Annotated in this window: 20 protein-coding genes and 1 riboswitch; of the genes, 5 read left to right on the top strand and 15 right to left on the bottom strand. The window is 42.1% G+C overall.

Annotated features, from left to right (window positions below):
- Window positions 1-15: 15 nt before the first annotated feature.
- The 9 genes from C6347_RS03875 to C6347_RS03835 form a co-directional block, all read right to left on the bottom strand.
- Entirely contained in the window at window positions 16-1509 is a 1494-nt protein-coding gene (locus C6347_RS03875; RefSeq protein WP_106039086.1) for a UxaA family hydrolase, read from the bottom strand.
- Entirely contained in the window at window positions 1506-2963 is a 1458-nt protein-coding gene (locus tag C6347_RS03870; RefSeq protein WP_106071432.1) for a tagaturonate reductase, read from the bottom strand. Before C6347_RS03870 ends, C6347_RS03875 begins: the two co-directional genes overlap by 4 nt.
- A gap of 59 nt (window positions 2964-3022) precedes the next feature.
- The gene (locus C6347_RS03865) at window positions 3023-4033 is read right to left on the bottom strand and encodes a LacI family DNA-binding transcriptional regulator (RefSeq protein ID WP_060597286.1); all 1011 of its coding nucleotides are present in this window, start codon (window positions 4031-4033) and stop codon (window positions 3023-3025) included.
- Window positions 4034-4101: 68 nt separating this feature from the next.
- Window positions 4102-5538 carry a glucuronate isomerase gene (uxaC, locus tag C6347_RS03860; RefSeq protein ID WP_106039084.1) on the bottom strand — a complete coding sequence of 479 codons (1437 nt, stop codon included), beginning with the start codon at window positions 5536-5538 and terminating at the stop codon, window positions 4102-4104.
- Window positions 5539-5675: 137 nt separating this feature from the next.
- Window positions 5676-7430, bottom strand: coding sequence for a HAMP domain-containing sensor histidine kinase (locus tag C6347_RS03855; RefSeq protein ID WP_066030418.1), 1755 nt, complete (start codon window positions 7428-7430; stop codon window positions 5676-5678).
- A 3-nt stretch (window positions 7431-7433) separates the two neighbouring features.
- Window positions 7434-8156: a response regulator transcription factor gene (locus C6347_RS03850; protein ID WP_034659958.1), complete on the bottom strand. Its 723-nt coding sequence runs from the start codon at window positions 8154-8156 to the stop codon at window positions 7434-7436.
- A gap of 176 nt (window positions 8157-8332) precedes the next feature.
- Window positions 8333-9148: an ABC transporter ATP-binding protein gene (locus tag C6347_RS03845; RefSeq protein WP_060597288.1), complete on the bottom strand. Its 816-nt coding sequence runs from the start codon at window positions 9146-9148 to the stop codon at window positions 8333-8335.
- 19 nt (window positions 9149-9167) lie between these two features.
- Window positions 9168-10190: a FecCD family ABC transporter permease gene (locus C6347_RS03840; protein ID WP_034659961.1), complete on the bottom strand. Its 1023-nt coding sequence runs from the start codon at window positions 10188-10190 to the stop codon at window positions 9168-9170.
- Window positions 10191-11243 (bottom strand): FecCD family ABC transporter permease, encoded by a 1053-nt coding sequence (locus C6347_RS03835; protein WP_060597289.1) that lies wholly within the window; start codon window positions 11241-11243, stop codon window positions 10191-10193.
- Window positions 11244-11502: 259 nt separating this feature from the next.
- On the opposite strand from C6347_RS03835, the gene C6347_RS03830 reads away from it, so the two are divergent.
- Entirely contained in the window at window positions 11503-12441 is a 939-nt protein-coding gene (locus C6347_RS03830) for an iron-hydroxamate ABC transporter substrate-binding protein (RefSeq protein WP_060597290.1), read from the top strand.
- Window positions 12442-12477: 36 nt separating this feature from the next.
- On the opposite strand, the gene C6347_RS03825 is transcribed toward C6347_RS03830, so the two are convergent.
- The 3 genes from C6347_RS03825 to C6347_RS03810 all read right to left on the bottom strand — a co-directional run bounded on the left by C6347_RS03825 (window position 12478) and on the right by C6347_RS03810 (window position 15031).
- The gene (locus tag C6347_RS03825; RefSeq protein WP_060597291.1) at window positions 12478-13884 is read right to left on the bottom strand and encodes an amino acid permease; all 1407 of its coding nucleotides are present in this window, start codon (window positions 13882-13884) and stop codon (window positions 12478-12480) included.
- A gap of 192 nt (window positions 13885-14076) precedes the next feature.
- Window positions 14077-14255: riboswitch (Lysine riboswitch) on the bottom strand.
- A gap of 121 nt (window positions 14256-14376) precedes the next feature.
- Entirely contained in the window at window positions 14377-14520 is a 144-nt protein-coding gene (gene sspJ, locus C6347_RS03815) for a small acid-soluble spore protein SspJ (protein WP_034659969.1), read from the bottom strand.
- A gap of 82 nt (window positions 14521-14602) precedes the next feature.
- Entirely contained in the window at window positions 14603-15031 is a 429-nt protein-coding gene (locus tag C6347_RS03810) for a MarR family winged helix-turn-helix transcriptional regulator (RefSeq protein WP_034659971.1), read from the bottom strand.
- A gap of 171 nt (window positions 15032-15202) precedes the next feature.
- On the opposite strand from C6347_RS03810, the gene C6347_RS03805 reads away from it, so the two are divergent.
- The 4 genes from C6347_RS03805 (at window position 15203) to modB (ending at window position 19263) form a co-directional block, all read left to right on the top strand.
- Window positions 15203-15694, top strand: coding sequence for a metal-dependent hydrolase (locus C6347_RS03805; RefSeq protein ID WP_060597293.1), 492 nt, complete (start codon window positions 15203-15205; stop codon window positions 15692-15694).
- Between the two features lie 125 nt (window positions 15695-15819).
- Entirely contained in the window at window positions 15820-17670 is a 1851-nt protein-coding gene (locus C6347_RS03800; RefSeq protein ID WP_066030417.1) for an LTA synthase family protein, read from the top strand.
- Between the two features lie 151 nt (window positions 17671-17821).
- Complete coding sequence (gene modA, locus C6347_RS03795; RefSeq protein WP_060597294.1) at window positions 17822-18598, top strand: molybdate ABC transporter substrate-binding protein; 777 nt, start codon at window positions 17822-17824, stop codon at window positions 18596-18598.
- Window positions 18598-19263 (top strand): molybdate ABC transporter permease subunit, encoded by a 666-nt coding sequence (modB, locus tag C6347_RS03790; protein ID WP_066030416.1) that lies wholly within the window; start codon window positions 18598-18600, stop codon window positions 19261-19263. Before modA ends, modB begins: the two co-directional genes overlap by 1 nt.
- A 40-nt stretch (window positions 19264-19303) precedes the next feature.
- Here modB and C6347_RS03785 read toward each other — a convergent pair whose 3' ends face one another.
- The 3 genes from C6347_RS03785 to C6347_RS03775 form a co-directional block, all read right to left on the bottom strand.
- Entirely contained in the window at window positions 19304-20149 is an 846-nt protein-coding gene (locus C6347_RS03785; RefSeq protein WP_034659979.1) for an aldo/keto reductase, read from the bottom strand.
- 69 nt (window positions 20150-20218) lie between these two features.
- Window positions 20219-21088, bottom strand: a complete 870-nt coding sequence (locus tag C6347_RS03780) for an ROK family protein (RefSeq protein WP_060597712.1) — start codon at window positions 21086-21088, stop codon at window positions 20219-20221.
- Window positions 21089-21151: 63 nt separating this feature from the next.
- Entirely contained in the window at window positions 21152-23167 is a 2016-nt protein-coding gene (locus tag C6347_RS03775; RefSeq protein WP_034659982.1) for a Na+/H+ antiporter, read from the bottom strand.
- Window positions 23168-23441: the final 274 nt, after the last annotated feature.

The following is a 23441-nucleotide window of genomic DNA, read 5'->3' as shown; positions in this document are numbered from 1 at the left end:
CATCCCCCAGTCGCCTTAAAGTGTGACACCTGTTTTGAAAATAGCCAGCTCTCTAAAATTGTTTTTTTCATGATTTAATAGCTTTCCGCTCGCCACATCAATGACAGTTGAAATGAATTTTTCTAATACAACATCTTCTGGTACATCTTCAAGCAGTTCTCCCGCATTAAAGTCAATCCAGTGCTTTTTTGTTTCATATAAGGCTGTATTCGTCGAGACTTTCATTGTAGGGACAAACGTACCAAATGGTGTCCCTCTTCCTGTTGTAAAAAGGACCAACTGACAGCCGGAAGCAGCAAGTGCGGATGAAGCAACCAAATCATTACCTGGCGCACTTAATAAATTCAGGCCCTTTCGCTTCAGCAATTCCCCATATTTCAATACATCTTGAATGTCAGAAGTCCCTGCTTTTTGTGTACAGCCGAGAGATTTATCCTCTAATGTCGAAATTCCACCAGCTTTATTTCCCGGGGAAGGATTTTCATATACTGGCTGTCGATGATCCATGAAGTATTGTTTAAAGTCATTGATCATTTGCACAATATTGTCGAAAGTCGCTTCTGATTCCGCTCTCTCCATTAAAATCGTTTCAGCTCCAAACATTTCGGGCACTTCTGTTAACACTGTCGTGCCGCCTTGAGCAACAATAAAATCGGACAGCCTTCCTAAAAGCGGATTTGCGGTAATGCCGGAGAATCCATCTGATCCTCCGCACTTCAAGCCGATTTTCAGCTCAGATAACGGGATCTCTTCACGGTGATCTTCTTTCGCCGCATCATAAATTTCCTTGAGTAAAGCGACTCCCGTCTCAATCTCATCTCCTACTTCTTGGCTTCTTAAAAATTTCACTCTCTCACGGTCATATTCACCTAATGTGGACTGAAAATCTTCAATATCATTATTTTCACAACCAAGTCCAAGGACGAGCACCCCTCCAGCGTTAGGATGCTTCACGGCATTTTGTAAAATGGTTTTTGTATTTTCATGATCGTCCCCAAGCTGGGAGCATCCATAATTGTGCTTTAATACGAGAGCTGTTTCAAACGGATGGATGTTTCCGCCCATTTCAGCGGTGAATATTTGGATGATTTGATCGGCAATGCCATTCACGCATCCAACGGTTGGGACAATCCAAAGCTCATTGCGAATCCCGCTTTCCCCATTTTTTCGTTTATATCCTTTAAATGTAAGATTCGTTTTTTCATAGGGGTTGTCTGTGAATGAAGGCTCGTATTCGTAATCGAGCTTTCCTGATAGATTGGTTTTGATATTATGCGTATGCACCCATTCTCCAGCAGAAATGGTAGTCGTTGCATGCCCAATGGGGTAGCCATATTTCATGATATTCTCTCTTTGCTTGATATCAGCCAAAGCAAACTTATGACCTTTGGGAACGTTCTCTTTTAAGACAACAGAGTGATCTTGATGATGCAGCTCCTCCCCTTGTTCAAGTACTTTTAATGCAATACCGACATTATCTGAAGGGTGAATCACAATAAAATCTTTCATGCCTTCTCCCCCTGACTTTCATATTGATGATGCAGCATTCGTTGAACAGCCGCTCTCATCCCTTGCTCCTGTATGAAGTTAAGCTGATCAGCTACAGCGTGACTCAAATCATCTACATCCGTTAAATTTCTCCCCCATAATGGCTCACATGATAGAATCCTGGCTGCGATCGCTTCATTGGATTGGTTCTCCCCTTCCCAGGCTTCCTCCATAAATGCCACTACAGTCTCATCATCCTTTATCCTTTCTGCATATGCTCTGTAAAAATAAATGAGACTGCTGAGTGAAAACACGAGATTCATTGGCAGCTGTTTCTTTTGCTCAACATAATCAAGCAATGACGGAAGAACTCGGGTTCGGAACTTGGATATACCATTGAGCGCAATATCGAGCAATTGATGCTTCACAAATGGATTGCAAAAACGATCCCAAACCGATTGTGTATAAAGAAGAAGCTCATCTTGAGAGAGCTCAAGCCCTGGCAGTACTTCCTCCTCCAGCATACGCCGGATGAACGGACCAACATGCTTGTCATCCACAGCTTCTTTTACAGTGTCTATACCACATGAGTAAGCGATTGGCACCATTGCTGTATGTGCACCATTTAAAATTCGTACCTTGCTCATGCGATAAGGCGCAATATCTTCTACAAAAAGGACATTTAATCCTGCTTTTTGAAAGGGAAGCTCTTTTTGTACGAAGGCAGGTGCTTCAATAACAAAGAGGTGATAATATTCTGCCGTGACAAGCAACTCGTCGATATACCCATCTTCCTTTTGGACAATTTCAGCTGCTTCCTTAGAAAACCCAGGAACAATCCGATCCACAAGCGTATTACAAAACGTGTTGGCTTCTTTGATCCATGTGATAAACGCAGGCGGCAGGTCCCACTCAGCTGCCATGTCTATCACATATTCCTTCAAACGGTCACCGTTATGTTCGACCAGTTCACATGGAAGGATGATCAGCCCTTTTTGTTCATCTCCAGTAAATGCTTTAAACCGGTGATATAAGAACGCTGTCAGCTTTCCTGGAAAACTGGCTTGCGGTCGATCCTCCAAGCGATCCTCCTTTCTGAACATAAGTCCTGCCTCTGTCGTGTTTGAGAAGACAAAGCGGAGATCGGGGTTTTCAGCTACGTATAAAAAACCATCGTAATCCGTATACGTACTGATTCCTCTGCTGATCGATTGAATGATCATGCGCTCATTCATTTCTTGCTGGTCATGATAGCCCTGTATACATAAAGTATATAAGCCATCTTGTTCATTTAAAGCCGCAACGGATCCTTTTCGCGGAGGAACAACAACAGCTCTTCCTTTAAAATCTGTGCAGTCGTTCAGCTTCTGGATGTGCCAATTAATAAATCCTCGCATAAAATTCCCTTCACCGATCTGTAAAATCGTTTCCGGATACTCAGGCGCCGGGTACATGGCTTTTGATAAACGTTTCAAATGGATTCCCCTCTCTTCGTGATATGCACACGTGAACATTTATCTTTAAAAGGTGCTGATTACTGCACCTTTTTGACTGAATCTCTGATCATCAGCTCTGTGTGGACATAGATTTTTCCCATTTGATCTTCTTCCTGCTCTTCACCGTTTATGACTGATAGGATGGCTTCTGCTCCAAGTGCACACATTTTTTCGATAGGCTTTTTTACCGTTGTCAGTGCAGGCGTGGTGTAGGATGAGAATGCTATGTCATCAAAACCGATAATAGAGATATCACCTGGACATGTCTTGCCTTTTGCATATAAAGCATTCATCGCACCAATGGCCATGTCATCGTTAGAGCAAAAAAGCGCTGTTGGCGGATGATCAAGGGTCAGCAGGGATTCCATTGATTCATAGCCGCTTTTCATGTGGTAGTCACCTGTGATCATATATTCTTTCTTCATAGGAATATGGTGATCAATTAACGCTTGGAGAAAGCCGGCTTTTCTCTCCTGAGTCGATTTAAAGCCTTCTTTTCCTTCAATGATGGCGATTTGATGATGGCCTTGCTGAATGAAATAGTGCGCTGCCTGATATGCTCCTTGACTATCATCTGCTAATATATTCATCACTTCATTACTTTCTACACGGCGATTCAGCACAATGATTGGAATGCCCTGTTTCTTGACATGATGGATAAACGCTTCATCGTGCTCGCTTTGACTCATAAGCAAAATGCCATCGTAGCGCTGTTTATGAATGGTTGTGTAATCGTGAAAGTCGTCAATTCCCCTTACAAACAGATTATAATGCTCAGTCATCACGCTATTAACGCCCTTTAACGCATCTACAAAGAAGCTTGAAGATGTGCCTTCTGTTAAACTCGTAAAAAACAGACCGATTGTAAACGATTTTTGTGATACAAGGCCTCTGGCATGGACATTCGGTGAATAATTCAGCTGTTTTGCAATCGACAAAATCTTTTGTTTTGTCTTCTCTTTAATAAAAGGACTGTTATTCAAAGCCCTTGATACCGTAGTATGAGAGACGTTTGCCAATTTTGCTATGTCTTTAATTGTGACTGTCATGCTATTCCGCCTTTTATGATTTTTTTCCATCTTATCATAAAACCGCTTTCATTTTCTTACCTTTTTCTTCATGTGATTTTACTTTGATGCTGGAGCTGCTTTGCCCGGTCAAATTGAAAATATTGCTTGGCATTTTCATAGCTGATTCCTTTCACGATCCCCCCTAACAGCTCAAGGTCATAGGGGACTTCTCCTTTTTCTACCCAATCTCCGATGATATCACAAAGCAGTCTTCGGAAATATTCATGCCTTGTATACGACAAAAAGCTTCGTGAATCAGTCAGCATCCCGATGAAACGGCTGATCAGTCCAATACTGGAAAGAGCCATCATCTGCTCTGTCATTCCTTGCTTCGTATCATTAAACCACCAGGCTGTGCCGTGTTGCATCTTCCCCGGTGTCTTCCCGTCTTGAAAGCTTCCAGCCAATGTTGATATCACCACATTGTCCCTAGGATTCAAGGAATAGAGAATGGTGTTTGGCAATGCATCTTCTTGTTCTAAACGATCTAATATTCGGCAAAGCGGCTTTGCAATGTCCTCATCATTCATCGCATCATACCCCGTATCTGGTCCGAGCCGCTCAAACATTTTCGTATTGTTGTTTCTAAGCGCATTGATATGAAGCTGCATCGCCCAGCCACGCTCACAGTATGCCTGACCTAGCATAATGAATGTCTCTGTTTTAAACTTGATCTTCTCTTCTTCCGTCAATGGATGACCAGACATTCTTTTATGAAAGATGGTCTCCACTTCTTCTTCTGACGTTTCTTCATATGTCATTTCATTTATAGCATGATCTGAGATCAAACAGCCGTGTTCATGGAAGAAATCAATTCTTGCACGGAGTGCTTTTAAGAAGTCTTGGTAGGATTGTATTGGAGTAGCTGAAACCTCTGCCAGCTCGTGAACATATTTTGCAAACAGATCATTCGCTATATCGAGTGCTTTATCAGGTCGAAACCCTGGGAGCACTTGTACAGAGAATTCCTCTTCCCGCAGTTTTTGATGATAGTGAAGCGAATCGACCGGATCATCTGTTGTCACAACGGTTTCAACGTTTGATTTCACAATGAAGTCCCTCGCACCAAATCCCTCTCCTTGCAGCTTTTCATTGACTTTCTTCCAAATAATGTCTGCGTTTTTTTCGTTTAATAGGTCTTCGACTTCAAAATATCGTCTTAGCTCTAGATGAGTCCAGTGATAGAGTGGATTTCCAATGGTCATGGGTACGGTCTTCGCCCACGCCAAAAATTTCTCATGATCTGATGCATCCCCCGTAATGTGCGTTTCAGGGATGCCATTTGTTCTCATGGCACGCCATTTGTAATGATCTCCATAAAGCCATGCTTCGGTGATATTTTGGAAGGTTTTATTTTCATAGATGTCTTTAGGACTTAAATGACAATGGTAATCTATAATTGGAAGGTCCTTTGCAAACTCATGGTATAGCTTTTCCGCCGTTGGACTGTTTAGTAAAAACTGCTCATCTAAAAAGGCTCTCATCAAATTCCCCCATCCCTCTTATCGTATGAAAAATAATTTGTTCACGTTAACAATTTAATTGTAATCGTTTACAAAGTTGATTTCAATCCTAAAACAGGAAAAAACGATCTCCTTAAGAAAGGAAAATCGTTTTTTGCCTATTTTACAGAAGGTGATTTTTTTAGGATAATCGCAATAGTTGTTCCAGCACCTAGTTCGCTTTCCACTTGAATATCACCGTCATGCAGCAAGACAAGCTCTTTTGCTATTGCCAGCCCAAGTCCTGTTCCATTCGTTGGGTCATTTGTATTTGTCCCTCTGTAGTAGCGGTTAAATAAGTGATCTACCGTTTCTTGTGCCATTCCGCATCCGTTGTCTTTCATTTCGATCCGAACTTCTTCATTTGTTTCAGATAAAACAGCTGTAATATGAGTGCCTTTTTGGTTATGCTTGACTGCATTCGCCAGCAGGTTCTCAATCACTCGTCTGAACCAGGCTTTGTCGATCTCAAACATGACACCGTTTGTTTGATCTTCAAAAGAGGATGAAAAATCCTCAGAAAAGGAGCTTCTTGAAAACTCGTCCATAATAGAGGCTAAAAATTCACCCAGCTCGACCGGCTTTCGATTAATAGGCAAGGCCCCATTTTTCAATCGGTACGTGAGGTTTAAATCCTCAATCAAGGTCGACATGTATTCTGATTTCTCACGAATCACCTGTCCCATTTCCATGACTTCTTCCTTGGACCATTGATATTGATCAGATTCAAGCATGAGCCCATAGCCGTAAATCGTACTAAGAGGTGTTTTCAAATCATGAGACAATCCTGCAATCCATTCTTCCCTTGTGGTTTGAATTTTTCTTCGGTTTGCTTCATTCTCTTTTAATGTAAGCGTGAGCTGATCCATTGTTTTTAGGATATCCTCAAATAATCGGTATTCCCGCTTAATACGACCTTTTTTATTTTTACTGATTGGAATTCCTTTTCTATTTGTTGGTTCCTGCAATTTATTTCTAGATAAGAAAATCAGCCAGCGGATAATGTGATAGATCGGCAGACCATAGCGATACGAGTACCATAATGTCATGACGATAATAATAGTGAGTGCAAGACCTGCAATCAAGATGGTTCTATATTGATTTAAAGCATCTGTCTCTTTATCATACAATTCGTCTGGGCTATATACTTTGTTTGGTACCGAAACGATCAAATATAGACTTTTATTCACTCTGATATAAGATAGGTCACTTCTAAACTCCCAAGGCTTCGATTGGTACTTAAGCAATTCAACATCTGTTACGTTATGTTTCAAATCGTTTTTGGCTCGAATGCCTTTTAAGTATTTTCCTTCTTCATTAAACAGGTGTACCGATCCATTCATTCTTTTCAAGAATTCTATCGTTTCAAGCGAATATTGAGAAAGTGCAGCCAGATTTTTCTCATGCTGCTTAAGATAATTGGCTACCTTTGTGCTGTTCGTTTTGAACCCATATAACACGATAAAGCTTTCTTGATCAATCTCAATTGGCCAGAAGTACATCTTGTAATCTTTAAATTGTCTTTTTTCAAAGATCTTGATCATTTCATCCTTTTGATAGGATGTTGGAATATTTTTAGGAAGGTGATAGCTATATACGTTATGTTTTTTTGAATCAATCACTTGCAGCCAGCCGTCACGTTTTTTCACTGCTTGCTTGAGTTGATCTTCGGCTTCCATTTTGCCATCCTCGTTAAAATAGAGCCAGCTCATGAGTGTGTCCCCATCAGCCTTTGTTAAACCAGTTTCGGTCATATTCTCATAGTATTTTTTATAATATAGATTCTCAGTAAACGTATTCCCGATCAGCAGAATCGCAATGACGATAAACATCTGTCCGACAAAGTGAAAGAAAAGTTTTGTTCGTAAATTCATGAATTAATTAAGAACCTTCACAGGGTGCGGAATAAATTTATATCCCATACCACGGATGGTCACAATATATTCAGGCTGACTTGGATCTAATTCAATTTTTTCTCTCAGCTTTCGAATATGAACCATGACGGTGTTGTTATCACCATACGACGGGACGCCCCATACTTTCTCATAGATTTGATCTTTTGAAAGAACCACATTCGGATGATCACAAAAGTACTTCAGCAAGGATAGAAGCTGAGCTGAGCATGCCGTCATCTCTCCTCTCACTTTCAGTTCGGCTGAATGAGGATGATATGAGAAATGGGCATATTCATATTGGTTTTGAGCCTCTTCTTGCTCTTCCTGTAAGGAGATATATGTTCGGTTTAAGTGAGCCTTAATTCTAGCCACAAGCTCTAGCGGATTAAATGGCTTTGTAATGTAATCATCTGCCCCCTGCGCAAAGCCGGTCAGTTTATCTACATCAGACGTTCTTGCAGTTAAATAGAAAATGGGTGCTTTCGTATATTTTCTCATTTCAGGAAGAACATCAAAGCCAGACTTACCGGGCATCATCACATCTAGAAGTAAGAGGTGGATGTCCTCGTTTTTGACAACATCTAATGCTTCATCTGCATGGTAGGCTTTATAAATATGCTTGAATCCTTCTTTTTTTAATACGCGTTCAACCATTTTTACAATTGCTTCTTCGTCATCTGCAATCAATATTTTTGCTGTTTCCACGCATCTCTTTCCTTTCTAGCTATGATCTCTAACCGTATATTACCATTGTCTAAAGTAAAAAAGTACCTCTTTTCTGCATAAAAGCGAAAAAATATCAACTGGAGAAAATGGCAGTACTAGGAAGTTTCAGAGACGCAAAAAAACTCGGCTATTCCACCGAGTTCCTTTTACTTTTATTATCCATTCACAGCTTCTAGCTTTCTTTCATGATTCATTAAGTCATATGTTAAACAGATCGGCTTATTTGTTCTAGGATCAAGTACAATTTCTGCATCAATGTGGAATACCTGACCAAGCACCTCTTTGGTCATGACCTCATGAGGCGTCCCATCTTTGATGACTTTTCCTTGATTGAGGGCAATCATGTAATGAGAAAAACGTGCCGCATGATTCAAATCATGAATGACCATCAACACAGTTCGTCCCTGCTCTCTGTTTAACCGTTCTAACAGCTGAAGAATCTCGAGCTGATGCGCAAGATCCAAATACGTCGTTGGCTCATCTAATAGAAGCAGTTCTGTTTCCTGGGCAAGTGCCATCGCAATCCATACACGCTGACGCTGTCCACCGGAAAGTGCTTCAATTGGCCGGTCATGAAAAGCGATCATGCCCGTTTCCTCAAGTGCCCATCTGATGATTCGTTTATCTTCATTTGATAAGCGACCAAATCCATTTTGATGTGGGAAACGTCCATATGACACAAGCTCATACACTGTCAGTCCGCTTGGTGCTTCGGGCGTTTGCGGTAAGATCGCCATTTGTTTTGAAATTTCTTTTGTAGGCGTTTGATGAATAGCCTGACCATTTAAGTAAACAGCTCCTTGATGGGACTTCATGATCCGGGACATTGTTTTTAAAATCGTTGATTTCCCGCATCCATTCGGCCCGATCAGTGTTGTCACCTTGCCTTTTGGGATACTGATATTTAAATCATCTACAATCAAACGGTCCTGATAACCGATACAAAGCTTTTCTGTTTCGAGCGATTTCATATGTTTTTCTCCTTCCTCATTAGTTCGTTTTCATCAATAAGTAAATGAAGTAAGGTGCGCCTAAAGCAGAAACGACAAGGCCAACTGGCACCTCTGATGGTGCAAGTATGACGCGGCCAAGTGTATCTGCCAGTAATAATAACAGTGCGCCAATCAACGCGGAGGCCGGTATCATTCCTTGATGCTTTGGCCCAACAAGCTTTCTCGCCAAGTGCGGTGCGGCTAACCCTAGGAACGAGATACTACCTGCAACAGCGACACTTGCACCTGCTAATGCAACGGCAATCAGCATCAGAAAGCTTCTTTCTTTATGAACCGAGATCCCTAAGCCATAGGACAGCTGGTCACCTAAATTCATGATATTTAGGTAGCGTGCTCTCACAAGCGCTAACACAAGGAAAATGAGCATCCATGGCAGAACAGACAGGACATACGTCCAGCTTGAGCCCCAAATGCTTCCTGATAACCACACGATGGCTTGGTTAAAGTCATTTGGGCTCATTTTTAATTGGATGACCACAATCGCTGCTGAAAACGCAGCATTAACGCCAATTCCCGTTAAAATCAATCGAACAGGTGTGATGCCTTTTTTCCACGCTAACACATAGATGAGAAATGCAGCAAAGCCTGCACCTGCAAATGCGAAAAGCGGCAGTACAAAAATCGTCAAATTACCTAAGTTCGACATCGTGCCTTGGAATGCAAAGATAAAGAGCACAACGGCAAATCCTGCGCCCGCATTCACACCAAGAATACCGGGATCAGCCAAGCCGTTTTGAGAAACACCTTGCCAGATAGCTCCTGATACAGCGATGGAAGCACCAACAAGTAAAGCGATGATCATTCTTGGAAGTCTGAATTCGAACAGCACAAGCTCATCCATTTCACTTCCGAATCCAAAAAATGTTTTCAATGTATCTATCGGAGAAATACGAATTTCTCCGGTATTTAAACTAATCAGAAATACCGCGACGATGGCTAAAAAGATCATCAGCATCGTTCGTTTATATTTCTTTTTCTTTGCCTGCTGCACCATTTCCATTTAAATTCCGCTCCTTTCACGTCTAGCTAAATATAAGAAGAAAGGAACGCCTATAATCGCAGTAATGGCACCGACTGGCGTTTCAAATGGAGCATTGACTAGCCTTGCAGCAATGTCTGCATAAATTAACAAAATGGCACCTAAAATAGCTGAGCAAGGGATAATCCATCGATAGTCCACTCCGACCAAGAATCTAGTGACATGGGGAATGACAAGCCCGATAAAACCAATTGAGCCTGCCACCGACACAGCAGCACCGGTTAAAAGAATTACGACCAATATTCCTAGCACCTTGACCGTTTTCGTATACTGCCCGAGCCCTTTAGCCAATTCATCACCTAAGCTCAGTACAGTGATCGAGCGAGCAAGGATCATCGCAATCAAAAGTCCTGCAATAGCGACTGGAATAATGACCTGAATGTTGCTCCAATTCACACCTGCAACGCCGCCCGCATACCAAAAGCTCATGTCCTGAGCGACATCAAACCGGATGGCAATTGCTGAAGAGATGGAGCTTAAAAGTGCCCCAACCGCCGTACCTGCTAGTGCGAGCTTCACTGGGGTCAGTCCTCCCTTAGACAGAGTACCGACACCAAACACAATAGATGCACCGAGTGCGGCTCCAGCAAATGACCAAAGAATTAATGTGAAAGAAGATTGACCTGGGAAAAATGCAAATGCTATCGCAATCGCAAATGCAGAGCCATTTGTCACACCCATAATTTCAGGAGACGCAAGCGCATTTCTTGTCATCCCTTGCATGATGGCACCAGATACAGCTAAAAAGGCACCGACGAGTGCAGCCCCAACTGTACGCGGCAGCCTCAATTCCCGAATGATTTGATGTGAAGTTTGTTGTGGATCAAATTGAAAAATGGCTTCCCATACCGTGTGAAGATGAATATTTGCTGCTCCTAATGATACCGATAAAAAAAGACCAAATGCTAAAGCGATAATTCCTATGATGACAACAGCTGCTGTTCCAAAGGGTTTCGTGACAATATCCATTGCATCGTCCTTGGCTGGCAGCTGTTTATTCGATTGTGAGCCCAAAACCAGTCTCTTCCTTTCCGTTCATATCTATTCCTCATTAGTGATAATGATTATCAATCTCGAAGTCTAGTATATCATTTTCTTTTCTTTTTGAAATCATTGTTCTGAACATTTTCTTTATTTTCATCAAAAAACCGGGAGAAACTTACCATTTTTCTTTAGGTCCTAAAATAGCCGATGCATTTTTCATCCCATCATGTTACGATATAATTGAAATTGAGAATCATTATCAAAAGAAAGTGAATAGGAGAGAATCTTTGTGAAAAAACGATCGGGATTTCTTTTGATTTTCTTAGCCGTTCTTATGCTTTTTACAGCTGCTTGCGGCAGCACTTCAAATAAAAAATCTGGCGCCAACCAGAATGACACAATCACCTATCAGGATGTCAAAGGTGAGGTCAAACTCCCTAAAGATCCGAAACGAATTGTGCTTCTGGCGGAAAGCTACTATGGAGACCTCGTGACACTTGGCAAGACGCCAATTGCTGCAACTGCACCCATCTTTAAAAACCCTTTCTATAAGGGAAAAACGGATGGTGTCAAAAACCTTGGACCAACCCCTTCTGTCGAAAAGGTAGCGGCTTTGAAGCCAGATATGATTATCGCTTGGGGAGAAGACGAGAAATTTGATCAATACAAAAAAATTGCTCCAACCGTTGCAATTAAATACAATCAATATTCCTTTAAAGATCAGCTAAAAGAATTCGGTAAAATGACAGGTACACCGAAAAAAGCAGCAGAATGGATCACAAAATGGGATACAAAAATAGCTGAGGTAAAGCCTAAAGTAACAAAAGCGGTCGGCAGCAAAACCGTTTCAATCGTGTCGCCTTTTGATAAAGGTATTTATATCTTTGGAAACACCTTTGCGCGCGGAGGCGAAATCATTTATGACGAGCTGAAATTACGTGCGCCAAAGGCAGTTAAAAAAGACGCTATCGACAGCGGTGTCGGCTATGCAAATATTTCCCTTGAAAAGCTGCCAGAATACGCAGGCGACTATATTTTCACTAGTCCATGGAGTGGTTCAAAAAGTAAAGGAGACCAAGTGTATGAAAGCAGCATTTGGACATCACTGCCTGCTGTACAAAATAAACACGTATTTGAAATCGATCCTGTCGGGTACTTCTTTAATGACCCAGTGTCACTAGAAGGACAGCTTGAGTTTATTGTGGACCGATTAACATCCGCATCATAAAAAAAACGTTTCTCCATTTCTGGAGAAACGTTAACCTTATTCTGTTCCTTTGGCGAATCCTTTTGACATGAATGGATAAAGCAAAATACCTACTAAGAACAGACCGATCCCAAGTCCAAATGTTTTCAAATCAGCTGTGCCTGAAATAATGACCCAAGCGGAATACCCCATCGCAACAAGCGCAATGATTCCGTCTCTTGTTCGCTTCCCTTTTTGAAGATCATACGTGTCACCTTGCATGATGACCTTAAAGCTATAGATCGAAGACACAATATACGGAATGAGATACGCAAGTGTCGCTGATGTCGTTAAAAAGGTAAAAGCTTCATTAATCGTACGGGACATCACGGAGAAAATAAACAGTTGTGACATGATATTTGTAACCGTCAAAGCAAAAACAGGACTGCCTTTTTTGTTTGTTTTTGCAAATACTGCTGGGAAATCGCCAGCCTTTGCTGCTTGATACGGTACTTCTGAACCAAGTAAGATCCAGCCAAGCATCGAGCCAAATAAACAAATGATCGCAAGCAGTGCCATGACTATTCCGCCAGCCGGTCCAATAATGAGCTGAAGCACGTCAACGAATGGTTTATCTGAGCCTTGCAACTGATCATGCGGCAGGACGCCCATTGTAATCAATGTAATAATCATGTAGATGGAAAGTGCGATTAAAAGACCTGTAATCGTTGCACGTTTCACATCGCGCTGCGAGGATGCTCTCCCTGATAAAATCACAGCTGATTCGATGCCAATAAATGCCCATAGTGTGGAAATGGCCGCATGATGAATTTGGCCTCCAAGTCCGAGCACTCCTTCGCCTTCTGCTGCAACTGGGAAGTAATAATGTTCAAATAATGCCGTTTGGAATGCAAATAATCCCGCAACAATAAAAAGGACGAATCCAAGTACCTTTGAAAAGGTCGTAATAAAGTTTAATTTACTTGCAGCACTTAAGCTTGTAATTAAGATCGTATGTGTGCCCCAAAGAAGAATGGTACATACAATAAACGTTGTCAGCTGACCAAGTGTGATCGCTTCTTTTCCAAAGGTGAAAATCTCCGTCTTCACGGTGAGAATAGGGAAAAATGTCGTTAAATAACCGGCAAGACTCGTAATAATTGCGACATTACTAATCCAGCTTGCCACCCAATATCCCCAAACCATTGTAAAACCGGCCGCTTTCCCTTTTTTCGGATCGTTAAAAAGCGCTCTTGCATAACTTTGTGGTCCAGCCGTCAGCTGCGGCTTATGAATGGACAAATGCCCAAAAACAAGTGCAATCATCAGCACACCGCCACCTGTAACAAGCCATGCCATCGTCACACCTAAAGGACTGGCATGCTGGGCAAGTGTACTTGGCAGCATAAAGATGCCTGACCCTACCATATTTCCGACGACAAAAGCCGTCAATAACCAAAAACCCCATTTTTTTGTCTGTTCCATTTCCGTACCTCCGTTATATTCACTTCGGACCAGACCCGGCAGTATCTTCATTGATATATTCGTGAAGCAATGACTTGTATTCTTTATGTTCATCATGGGTCACTTTCTTAACAGCATACCCTTATCTTAGATACTCAGAACATAAAAAAAAGCCTGAACAACAGTCCATGCTTTTCAAAACATACACCTTGATCTCCGGATAGCCCTCCACGCTTCAAAGACGTGGCAGTCCTGCATTTATTCAATGCAGACCCAGCATAAAGAAAGTTGGAGCTCTCTCTACACTTCGGCGCTGATGCCTTTTTTCTCATGATCTTCGATTCCATCTCTCCCATGAGTGACTCATCATCCGCGCAACCTCTACCTCACTGAGACATAGCGTGAGGATTTCTATTCATTTTTACTACACGAAGGTTATCAAACATTCTCACATCTGTCAAAGGGAAAAACATAGAAAAAAGGCAGAGAATCATTTCTCTGCCTATTACCTGCTTATTGATCGTTGTTTTTCTTCTTTTGTACAGCTTCCTGAAGCGGATCGCCTGCTAGCTCTTTGCTTGCTTCTTCTAACAGCTGATCAACCTGCTTGTGGTCTTGCTCGCTTTTCGCCTTTTTATCCTTTTGGAAAAATGACATCGCTGTTTCCTCCCTTTTCATAAAATGCGGTTGCCTGTTTAATTTGTGCTACAGTGCGCCTCATTATACAAGGTGGAAAGGCTCAATCATCATGGAAGGTCTGTCTCATTTTTTGCAAATACGTCAAAAAGGTCTTTAAGTCTTCCTTTGTGAAGTCTGACATCATATGCTGAATCACCTTTCCGAAAAGACGTGTATGCTTTTCATAAATCGCTACCCCTTTTTCCGTAGCTTCTAACCGGACTAGCGTGGGGTCGTCTTTGTCACGTTCTCTCTGAATATAGCCCTGCTCACATAATTTATTGAGTGCAATGGAGGCTGCACCTGGGTTTAAGGAGAGTCTTTGTTTCAGCTCTTCGGCATGTGATACTTTGCCTTGTATCAAAATAGAAAGAGCATATATCTGCGGTGGCGTGATGTCTTTTTCTAACTCAAGTAACTTGCGGTTTAATTTACGGCTGACTTCATAATGTACGAGAACAATTTCTTTTAAAATGTCTGCATTACTCATCCGAATCGCATCCTTATCGTTAGTATCAACATGACTTCCCCCTTATTATAGAATGTTTTTCCAATCAGCCAACCCTTTTGTCCTCTTTTTCTTTAGAAATAAGCCTTGCTGAATGAATTCACCCTTGATATAGTGAGTACTTGAACAAAAGATAGAACAGGAGTACGCATCATGACAGGAAAAACACACATTATGGGCGGAATCGCCGCCTCAACGGCCGTCGCCTACTACTACGGACTCGACCCAGTCATCATGGCTGCAGCTGGATCAGCAGGTGCTCTGATCCCCGATCTTTGCCATACAAAAAGTAAAATCGGCAGAAAATTCCCGTTGCTCTCGACACTAATCAGCAGCGTGTTCGGTCATCGCACGTTTACACACAGTTTATTATTTCTGCTGATCATTTATTTTCTCGCGACAACATACATTCCAAATGACAGCTTAAGTACCGGTTTACTCGTTGGAATGGCGAGCCACCTTATCCTTGATGCTGGAACAGTGAACGGCATTAAATTTTTATTTCCAGCTTCCATTAAAGTGCGTCTCCCCTTCTATGTCAAAACAGGCAGCACAGGAGAACAAGTCGTACTAGCTGCTCTCACCGTCGTCACCTGCTATTACATCGCCGTCATCTGCGGCATATCCATCCCAATCCAGTTCTAACAGAATAAAAAAAGAGTTTTGCGAAAAAGACAGGATATGAATTGATCATTCCTCATTTTTTTAGTAGGTTTAAGATAAGTGTTTTTGCCTTGCAGCTGAATACAGAATGGTGAGGAGATACATAAATGAAAGCGTTTTTCAAAAATCACTGGTTTTTAGTGTATTCCATCCTTTTCATGTGGATGAAAACATACATCATTTATCAATTCGGATTTCACATACGAACGGCCAATCTGTTTCATGAATGGCTGCTTTTGATCAATCCACTTAGCTTTTTGCTCCCTTTGTTTGGGATTGCTCTTTTTTTAAATGAAACCAACCAAAAGGTTTTTTTATTGACCGCAAATTTTATTCTAACGGCGATTCTCATCTCGAATACGATCTTTTATGGTTTTTATATTGATTTCATTACCATTCCCGTGTTATTCCAAGCGAAGAACATGGGAGATATGGGCAGCAGTATGACGGAATTATTCCACCCGCTCTTTGTGCTGATGCTCATTGATTTTGTGGTACTGGCATGGCTGCTCAAGCGCAAACCATTAGCCCCAAAAGCGTCATTCAAGACGATCAAAACGTATTATGCGGTCTGCTGCAGCTTCTTATTGTTTCATGTCAGCTCAGCTATGATGGATCACCCTCGATTTCTGACAAGCTCTTATGATCGTGAAGTCATTGTCAGAAACCTCGGGCTTTTCCAATTTCATCTGTATGACGGTGCTGCCCAAACGGCACGCATTGGACAAAAGGCCTTTGCAGATGAAGATACGCTTTCTACTGTAGCAAACTACACAAAGGCTGATTACAGCGCACCAAACGAAGAGTATTTTGGACTTGCTAAAGGCAAGAACGTTGTGTTCATTTCACTTGAATCGACGCAGCAATTTGTCATGAATCAAAAGGTGAATGGACAATCCATCACTCCCTTTTTAAATCAACTGGCTAAAAAGAGTTTTTATTTTGATGAATTTTATCAGCAGACAGAGCAGGGGAAGACGTCGGATTCAGAGTTTATTGTCGCTAATTCCCTCTACCCTTCTAGCAGCGGCGCTGTCTTTTTCACAGCGAGTGACAACGAATATGACACGTTATACAAGCAGTTGAAAAAGGAAAACTATCAATCCGTCCAATTTCATGCGAATAATAAAACGTTTTGGAATCGTGATGTGATGTATGAATCGCTTGGAATTGATCGTTTTTATGATGTCGATTCATATCATGTCAATGAACGGAATTCAACTGGCTGGGGCTTAAAAGATATCGACTTCTTTGATCAATCCATTGATCATTTAAAAAAGTTGAAGCAGCCTTATTACAGCACATTCATTACACTGACCAATCATTTTCCATTTGAAATTGACCCGAAGGATCAGTTTATTGATGAATATGATTCGTCCAGTACCATTTTAAACCGCTATGTGACGACCGTCCGCTATCAAGATGAAGCGGTTAAAATGTTTTTTGACCGTATGAAAGAAGAAGGATTGTATAACAATACGATGTTTGTCCTCATGGGTGACCACTATGGCATCTCAGAGGCACATCATGAGGCAATGGCACAGCTGCTCAATAAAGAGGAAATCACGCCGTTTGATGCGGTCAAACTGCAGCGGGTACCCTTTTTGATTTACATTCCAGGTGTCACGGATCAAGCACCGCAGACCATTTCTGAAACAGCTGGTCAAATGGACGTAAAGCCGACACTTCTTCACTTACTTGGGATTGAAACGAAGGATGCCATTCAATTCGGCAATGATTTATTTTCAAATGAACGTACGCCTTTCGCTGTACTGAGAAACGGGAACTTTATTACAGATGATTATCTCTATACAAAGAACACCTGCTATGATCAAAAAACAAAAGAACCTGTTGAACAGGATGAGGTGTGTCAGCCTTATATCGAAAAAGCCAATAAAGAGCTTTCCTTATCAGACAAAGTGATCAATGGGAATTTGCTGCGTTTTTATCAGAAGTAAACAGGATAAAACGATCCCTTTTATCTTCACGCTGAAAGTCGCCATTTGGCGGCTTTTTCTTTTCTCTTTTTACTGAAAGCCTATGAATGCTCAAATAAGTTTGCTTATAATAAAGGGAACCACATGATATTGAATGATAAGAGGTGTGAACATGAAGTATACATTCTTAGCCTTCATCTCCATATGTTTGCTCCTGAGTGGATGCCAAACAGAGATGATGCCATCTAATTCGAATAAAAAAACAGAGCTTGTGATTTCAGCAGCGGCAAGTCTTCAGGATGCACTAAAGGAAATTGAAGCCTCCTTTCACAAGCAACATCCGAATGTGACATTAACGAATAACTTCGGGTCATCCGGCGCATTGAAGCAGCAAATCGCTCAAGGAGCAAAAGCGGATCTTTTTTTCTCAGCAGCTGAGGAGCCATTCGATGAACTTGTTCAATCTGGAGACATTGATCAAGATTATATCAAGGACGCTATACAAAACGAGCTAGTCCTTATTGTGCCAAAAGATGGCTCTTCCTCTATTAAAAGCTTTCAAGACGTCCGGCACGTAAAAGGAAAGATTGCTCTTGGCACACCTGAATCGGTTCCTGCTGGTACATATGGCAAAGAGATCTTCACACAACTGAACATATGGGACCAAGTGAAAAAGAATGCTGTCTACGGCAAGGATGTGCGGCAAGTCCTAAGCTACGTCGAAACAGGAAATGTAGAAGCAGGTGTTGTGTATAAAACAGACGCCCTCGTTTCCAAAAAAGTAAAGATTGCAGCTGAGGCAAATCCGGACATGCACTCCCCGATTATGTATCCAGTAGGGATTGTAAAAGGGACAGAACATCTAACGGAAGCCAAGGTCTTTTTTCAATTTCTTCAATCTGATAAAGCCAAATCCATTTTTAAGAAATACGGCTTTCAAGTGTCGTAATGGCTATGCTGACTGAAGAATTTCTATCACCCATTTGGCTGTCCATTCAAGTGGCCATCGTCAGCGGACTGTTGGCCACTGTTTTTGGCACAACGGTCGGCTTTTGGATGACGCGAACAACTTTTAAAGGGAAAATGATTGTGGAAACGTTCCTGATGATGCCGCTCGTTCTCCCACCAACAGTCGTTGGCTTTTTATTGCTCGTCGTATTCGGAAAACATAGTGTAATAGGGGGCGCGATTGAATGGATCTTCCATCAGCCGGTCATTTTCACATGGTGGGCGGCGGTCATTGCTTCGACAGTCGTGGCATTTCCGCTCATGTATCAATCAGCAAAGGCGGGCTTTTCTACAATTGAGTCAGATATTGAAGGGGCTGCAAAAGTTGATGGTGCTCATTCATTCCAAGTCTTTGCCTATATTACGGTACCTCTTGCCCTGCCTTCCCTCTTGTCTGGCAGCGTCCTCAGCTTTGCGAGAGCCCTAGGAGAATTCGGAGCGACCTTAATGTTTGCCGGCAACATCCCAGGAAAAACTCAAACACTCCCAACCGCTATCTATGTGGCGATTGACTCTGGACGAATGGAACTTGCTTGGGCCTGGACGATTTGTATTGTGATCTTATCTTTTATTATGCTTTTGGCTGTGCGCAGAAGCAGTACATAAAAAATCCCCTTTCTCATATGAGAAAGAGGATTTTTTTCATTTATTCAAACCCAACCGTCATCGTCTCTGGATTCGAGCCGACGCGCTCGTTATTGTTTAACGCATCGATTTTTTCCATGTCTTCTTTGGATAGTTCGAAATCAAAAATATCTGCATTTTGTTTAATGCGTTCTTCGTTGATTGATTTAGGAATCGTCACGACGCCGCTTTGCAGATCCCAGCGCAAGATGACTTGCGCAACAGATTTGTTGTAGCGTGCAGCAATGTCCTTCAATACGTCATGATCTAATAGCTTTCCTTGCATCAGCGGAGACCACGCTTCAATTTGAATGCCTTTTTCTTTTGCGTATTGACGCAGTTCGACAAGTGTCAGTTTCGGATGAAATTCAACTTGGTTCACGGCTGGAACAACCTCAGCATCTTTTAACAGCTCTTCTAAATGCTGAATGTAGAAGTTGCTGACGCCAATGGCTCTCACTTTCCCATCCTTGTAAAGCGTCTCAAGCGCACGCCATGTGTCTTTAAATGTATCTGCATTTGGGCCAGGCCAATGAATCAAATAGAGGTCTAAGTAATCAAGACCTAATCGATTCAAGCTTGCGTCAAACGCAGCCAGCGCTTTGTCATAGCCTTGATCCGTGTTCCATACTTTAGACGTAATGAACAAGTCTTCTCGTTTCACGCCAGATTCTTTAATCGCTTTGCCTACGCCTGTCTCATTTTTATAAACGGCAGCCGTATCAATACTGCGGTATCCGTTTCGTATGGCTGCTTTTACGGCATCTACCACTTGATTGCCGTCCTCCACTTTGAATACACCTAAACCAAACCAAGGCATTTCCACTCCGTTATTCAGTGTTACGGTATCATTCAAGCTTTTGACCATTTTAACAACCACCTTTTTCATAGATTCCATCTTTTTCATTATCTCACGTTGTCCATTAAAACTCTATTATCAGGCGTTTTTCTTCGCTTCGATGGCTAACAGCAAAGCACCTGTCATGCCGGCCTTGTCCTCAAGTCCAGGAGAGACAATGTATGTATCAAGCGGCGGCAGGTCTACATAATCATTGAGATAAGCAGCAAGCTTCTCTCGAATCAGTGGAAACAGCTGCTTTTGCTTCATGACACCCCCGCCCATCATGATGCGCTCTGGGCTTAAAATGAGCGAGTACTGCATCAGCGCCTGAGCCAAATAATCAGCTTCAAGTGCCCAAACTGATTCTTCCTCCGTGAGCTCTTTGGCAGATTTCCCCCACCTTTTCTCAATCGCTGGGCCAGCTGCCAGTCCTTCTAAACACGTCCCATGCGCTGGGCAGACTCCTTCAAACGGGTCTGATTCATGCTGCCTGACAAGGATGTGCCCCATCTCTGGGTGCGAATGACCGTGAAGAAGTTCGTTTTTTACAACAGCGCCAGCACCGATACCCGTACCGACCGTGATATACATACAGCTTTTCAGCCCTTTGGCTGCTCCTTTTGTTAATTCACCTAAGGCTGCCGCATTAACATCTGTTGTAAAGGATACTGGGACCCGTAATTGCTTCTCTAGTTCTGGAATGAACGGGTAATGCTTCCACTCTACTTTCGGCGTGTTCATGATATAACCGTAAGAAGGATCGTCTTTTTGAACACAGATTGGTCCAAAGGAGCCGACCCCTAATGCTTCAATGTCATGCTGCTCGAAAAATGGAATGAGCTTTTGTAATGTTTTTTCTGGGTGCTCTGTTGGAATCGTCATTTCCTCGAGAATGTCCCCATGCTCATTGCCGATTGCACAACAAAACTTTGTACCGCCAGCTTCAATTGCTCCATAATACGCCATCATTGATCTCCCCCTGCTTGTTCTCTTTCTTCATCATAAAACATAGGGGAGAAGATCACAACATTACGTATTGGTCAGGAGAACAGCTTCCATGTCATTGATATACTCCCTTAAATGATGGGCAATGTCACGATTGATTTCACCATCTTCATACAGAGTTTGAATTTCATTTCGTATTGTCTGTACAGCTTGGAAGTTAAGCTCTTTTTTCTTCCGGTCAAATGAACGGTCTTTTTGCTGAAAGAAGCTTGGACCGTGTTCACATCGATAAATGACTTGGTTGTAAAAACCAATCACTTGATGACACGTTTGTTTATTTTCATCGGTCATATGCTGTTTGATCGAGTCCACAGCAGCCTCAGCCGTTTTCTTACGGATTTGTTTGTACGAGCCCTCGTTTTCTAAAATGCCGCTGGAAACGTGCTGATTCGGCCGCCATAATTGGAGCCATTGAAGCAAGCGCAGAAACTTCACTTTTGAAAAACGGATTTTGAAGGAGTTTGAATACAGCATTTCTAGCTCATGAAATCTTTCTTGCAGCTCATAGGCTTCTTCTTTATCGATTTTCTCTTCCTCAATGAGCTGTTGCAGCTTCATCTGCTCAGCTTTGATTCCGTGCAGCCTGATCTTTCTCTCTTGTTTTCTCATCCCGAATTGATACGGTTCACGCTGGATATTGCGCAGCTTCATTCGGTAATCATTGATGAGTGCAAGAGACACTTCCCTATTGTCTTCATTCATTCCTTCTCTTAAGGTTTTAATGGCACTTCTTAGCAGCTTCCGTTTCGCATGCTGAATCTTTGTATCCAAATCCACAGCAATTTGCTTGTCTTTTTTCTCAGATAAAAGAGGCAGTAACACACTAGCTAAAATGAGTGTACATAAGATGACGCCTGCTGCGAGGAAAATAATCAAATGCCGTTCAGGAAACGGTGATCCGTCCGCAAGTGTAAATGGGATGGAGAAGGCACCGGCTAATGTCACAGCCCCACGAACACCAGAGAATGTCATGAGCATCGAGGCGCGAAGCTTCGGTTTTTTCACATTTTGCTTTTTCGTTGCACTCCAATTCCCTGCCCAGAACAGCCATACCCATAAGAACCTCAGGATCATAAGACACAGCGTGATGATTAAGATGTAACTGATGACCTGCATATTATTAAAGGCTTCATCCTGGAAAATGACCGTCGATACATCAGGAATCTGCAATCCAAGGATAACGAAAACAAGTCCGTTTAAAATAAATAAAATAATATTCCATGTGTTTGATGAAGCAATTTGCAGTTTGGCTAAATTTGCTTCCATTCGATCCTGCTCAATGGCATGTGTCACACCACCCGCTACAACCGCTAAAATTCCGGACACACCGATTTCTTCCGCTGCTAAATAGATCACAAATGGTGTAAGGATTTGCAGGATGATGTGCATCGTGACATCGTCCATTCCTAACCGGCGGAGGAAATAGCGGAAACGAATGATAAAAAAGGATAGAATAAATCCAGTCAATAGACCGCCTGCGGCAATCAGGACAAAGCTAAAGGATGCCTCAGCAATCGAAAAAGCGCCAGTCACCGTTGCAGCAATAGCAAATTTAAAAGCGACAAGTCCTGATGCATCGTTCATCAATCCCTCGCCTTCCAGCAGTCTCATGATGCCCTTTGGCATGTTCACACGGCTGGAAAGAGCACTGACTGCTACCACATCTGTCGGTGATAAAATCGCTGCAAGCGCAAATGCGGCTGGAAGCGGAATGCTTGGGATCATCCAATGGATGGTATATCCTGCTACAATGACTGTCGCAAATACTAACCCTAGGGCTAACAGAAGAATCGGCGCTCTTAATTTCCACAGCTCGTCCCTTGGGGTACGCTTCCCGTCATTAAATAACAGCGGCGCAATGAATAAAACGAAGAATAGTTCGGGATTTAAAGAAATATGTAAACCTGAAGGAAAAGCCGCCACCAATATTCCTAAGCCCACTTGAATTAACGGGACTGGAATAAAGGGGACAAAACGATTGATAATATTAGATGATGCGATGAGTGCTAGTAATACGAGCACTGCCAAAAAAATCTCCACTAGTACGTGTCCCTCCTATTTCAATTTTTTCGTCAAGTTTTGCTTACATGCAAAGATGTGTTCATTCCATGTTGATTCATCCGTCCGATCATAGGTGCTTCTTTAGTATTCCGCAAAATGTGAAACCAACACATAACAATCCATCTAGGCAAAAAAAGCTGAATCCAGATATTCAGCCAGCTGACAAAATTTTCATCCCATGTATTGTTCCAATGATGAACAAAAAGACCCTGCTTTTATTTTACACGAAAACTCCATTACCTGCTGACATCCA

Source organism: Bacillus sp. NMTD17, assembly GCF_002998735.1.
Taxonomy (GTDB): Bacteria; Bacillota; Bacilli; order Bacillales; family Bacillaceae; genus Bacillus.
The sequence above is the reverse complement of the archived record's forward strand: the minus strand, read 5'-3'. Positions and strand labels throughout refer to the sequence as shown.